Below are 3,264 nucleotides of genomic sequence, written 5' to 3'. Positions count from 1 at the left end.
ATGATAATCCGTCTCTACTTTGATATACAAGACGTACATTATTCCTCATTATTCATTGTCAATTGTTCATCACGTATAGCTTCACGGTGTATTGCATAGGTATTTTCTTACCTTTTAGAGAGGCAGGTTCCCAGGCGTTCATGGTTACTTTATCGATTAGTTGGATAAGGTGGACTTCCATTACCTTGTCGAAGTCACTACGCACCACTTCTATATAAGACGCAGTACCGTCAGGCTCTATCATAAAGTCAAAGATAACTGAGCGGTCATAGTCCACAGCATTAGTAGGAAATTTCTCCTTAAATGCTTTAGTCAGATTGCGAGATAGCTGCTCGATACTGATGCGAGAGCGCACAGGAGTAGCCTCTTTACTATAGCTCTTGGTAGTCTGATCGCGATTAGGAGGGGTGTTATCCCTCTTCACTTGAGCGGTGATATCAGCAATAGTCAGTAGTGTAAGCACAGTAGACACTAGTAGTATTTTCTTTTTCATAAACAATTTGTTACGTGCGATTTAGCACTGTGTTTTTATTTCTTTTTAGCAATACCTAATTAACTGTGATATCCCCTATTTATTATATCGCAATTGAACATTCTCAGTATGTCCTTTTAAATTAATAAGACTAACATACACTTCTATCCACGATATAGCCTATCTTTAGCTTTACATACATAATCAAACACAACTATGAACAGGCTTATCCTACTAATCGCCGCACTATTCTGTACAATATCTTATAGCCAGAAAGTCAGTGACACACCTCTATCAGAGATCACGGCTACTTATCTAGAGGTAACCGTATCTGGAACTCCTCTATCAAGTAAGCACTATGCCAACATAGATTATGGGCAAAAGGCGAATAATAAGCAACTCAAGAATGACGATGGTACACCTATGATTTTTAATTCTGTTATAGATGTGATGAACTATCTAGACAGTAAAGAATATGAGTTGATTCATATCAATAGTAACGTTGTTGATGGATTTACGAGAACCAACTACTTTTTTAGAAAGAAGAAGTCCACTGCGTGTACATGTACCTCATCTACTCCTATGATACCTGCATTGGGATAGCCTAATACTACCTAATTCTCATCTCCTCTATCTCTAGGTGGAGCGATGCGCTATACCTATAAATGAACCGATATGGAGATAATGACTCTAAAATCCCTTTTTGACTCAGTATGCCTGACTTAAACCAAAACAACACACTGATAATCAAACCACAACAAGAATTCATTTTTATCTCGTTCGGAAACTATTCGGAAAGTAGCAGTGATTACTTGGTTTAGAAGATATTTTACCGAACTATGGTCATTCTCTATCCGAACCACCTCCTTACTTCATCACTAGTTGATCTGAACCATCTACACCTCATCGCTCCAAAAAATAGCGATATAGGCTCTCTTCTACATCGCTATAGCCGTCTCTTAGTATCTACTGATCGCCTCTAGCACCTCTTGTTCATCTAGATTTGTATACTCACAGAACTCCGTGTAGCTGACATAAGCTTCCTTAGGTTTGCGATAGACTGTCTTGATTTTTCGCAGCAGTCTTAGGGACGTCGAATAACTCTTACCCGTGATAAGCATGACATCTTTTGGGTAAATACAAAATCTCGTTGGTTTTCTTCTCATAACATTTTACTTTTTTGTTGGGTTTATAATCAGGGCACAAGATAGCATAAGCGGTCAAAAAAAGCAGATGAGTCCACCTCTAGTCCATTTATTGATCCATGTAATCAAACAAGAACAATGTTTCGAATACAAATGCGCTTCTCTCGCTTTTGGCAATATTTGAATAGTTACATTAATCCGTTTTAGAACGGTATTTATCCTTTTATTTCTTCTAGCAAAACAAGCTTTATAACTAATTAAATAAGGCATTGTAACCATTTATAAACTACCTAAAACCAAAACACCCTACAATCGAAACTTTGTTTATAAAGTGTATTTTTAAATGGAATCTCTTTTTTAAATTTGATACTATTCTAAAGCTATTTATCAACTTAAAAAAGACAATATGAAAAACATCAATTACATCAAGCATCTCAACTTTTGGTTCGAATTACTAAAGGATAATCCTGCTGTAAAACCAACCCATGTCAGCTTATACATCGCCTTATTCCAACAGTGGAACCTCAACCATTTTACAGAAACTTTTATCATCAACCGTCCTGAACTGATGAGCCTGAGCAAAATCGGGAGCAAGACTACGTACAGTAAGTGCCTCCAAGAGATGGTGGACTGGGGATGGATAGTCTATACACCGTCTACGTCTAGCTATAGCAACTCTGTGATGAAGATCATCTACACTCTGGATATCGTAGAGCGACACAAGAAGATAAAGAAGGCTAAGTCTGACACGTCTAGTCCAAAAAATGGTACAGTGCACCAGTCCACTACTTGTCCCGAAAGTGGGACACTAGAGGAGGTCAGCACTTGTCCCGAAAGTGGGACAAGTCGTGGACTAGTAGTGGGACACATATATAAAACTATAAACAATAAACAAAAACATATAAATATAAATAATTCAACAATTTCAAAATATGATGAAGCGCTATAAAACTAGTTTAGAAGACACATACGATTTGGTTGAGAGAACGAAGCAGTATGATTTTAATACCTGCTTATCTTATATCCTCGAAAGAGGAAAAAAGTTATATGGAGAAGAGTTTATCATTAATCCGTTTCACAAAGATGCCTTGTACAAGGTGCTTATCTATGCCATAGAAGATCACGCTACGCTAGAGAAATTAGATTTATCGTTAGACAAAGGATTGCTCATCATGGGGGCTCCTAGTAGTGGCAAAACTGCTGTGATGCAGCTGGTCAAACCTTTTTTCTCTAGAAAGAAACAATATGATATCAAGACGTGTCGCTCACTCGCTCATGACTTTATGCAAAGAGGATTCGAGACGACTACGCGATACGAAAACATCAATGCAAAGCCATTCTGTCTAGATAACCTAGGCAAAGAACAAGTGGCAAAACACTACGGGTACGCCTGTGAGGTAGTTACGAATATCATCGAGAGTCACTATGAGCAACGCTTTGATCAGACGTACCCTCGTATACATATCACTACATCACTCTCTCCTACAGAGATAGAGGATAGATATGGACAGCATTTTCGCAAGATGCTACAACAGCTATTTAATGTTATCGTGATAAAGTGATGGGAAATAGGGGATGGGGAACGGGGAACCGACAAACAGGGAACAGACAAACAGGGAACAGACAAACAGGGAACAGACAAACAGG

5 protein-coding genes are annotated in these 3,264 nt (G+C 38.3%); 3 read left to right on the top strand and 2 right to left on the bottom strand.

Annotated features, from left to right (window positions below):
* Positions 1 to 58: 58 nt before the first annotated feature.
* A complete protein-coding gene (locus AABL87_RS17630; protein ID WP_006262680.1) occupies positions 59 to 493 on the bottom strand; it encodes a hypothetical protein in 435 nt (144 codons plus the stop codon).
* A 195-nt stretch (positions 494 to 688) separates the two neighbouring features.
* Here AABL87_RS17630 and AABL87_RS17625 point away from each other — a divergent pair, with 195 nt between their 5' ends.
* Complete coding sequence (locus AABL87_RS17625; protein WP_341277692.1) at positions 689 to 1,075, top strand: hypothetical protein; 387 nt, start codon at positions 689 to 691, stop codon at positions 1,073 to 1,075.
* 356 nt (positions 1,076 to 1,431) lie between these two features.
* Here the strand turns inward: AABL87_RS17625 and AABL87_RS17620 are convergent, their stop codons facing one another.
* Positions 1,432 to 1,638 (bottom strand): hypothetical protein, encoded by a 207-nt coding sequence (locus AABL87_RS17620; protein WP_006257560.1) that lies wholly within the window; start codon positions 1,636 to 1,638, stop codon positions 1,432 to 1,434.
* A gap of 601 nt (positions 1,639 to 2,239) precedes the next feature.
* Between AABL87_RS17620 and AABL87_RS17615 the strand changes: the two genes are divergently transcribed.
* Positions 2,240 to 2,566: a hypothetical protein gene (locus AABL87_RS17615; protein WP_286403460.1), complete on the top strand. Its 327-nt coding sequence runs from the start codon at positions 2,240 to 2,242 to the stop codon at positions 2,564 to 2,566.
* The gene (locus AABL87_RS17610) at positions 2,550 to 3,179 is read left to right on the top strand and encodes a hypothetical protein (protein ID WP_341277691.1); all 630 of its coding nucleotides are present in this window, start codon (positions 2,550 to 2,552) and stop codon (positions 3,177 to 3,179) included. Before AABL87_RS17615 ends, AABL87_RS17610 begins: the two co-directional genes overlap by 17 nt.
* Positions 3,180 to 3,264: the final 85 nt, after the last annotated feature.

This window comes from Myroides sp. C4067 (genome assembly GCF_038039665.1).
Taxonomy (GTDB): domain Bacteria; phylum Bacteroidota; class Bacteroidia; order Flavobacteriales; family Flavobacteriaceae; genus Flavobacterium; species Flavobacterium odoratimimum.
This window is presented reverse-complemented; position numbering and strand designations above follow the sequence as displayed.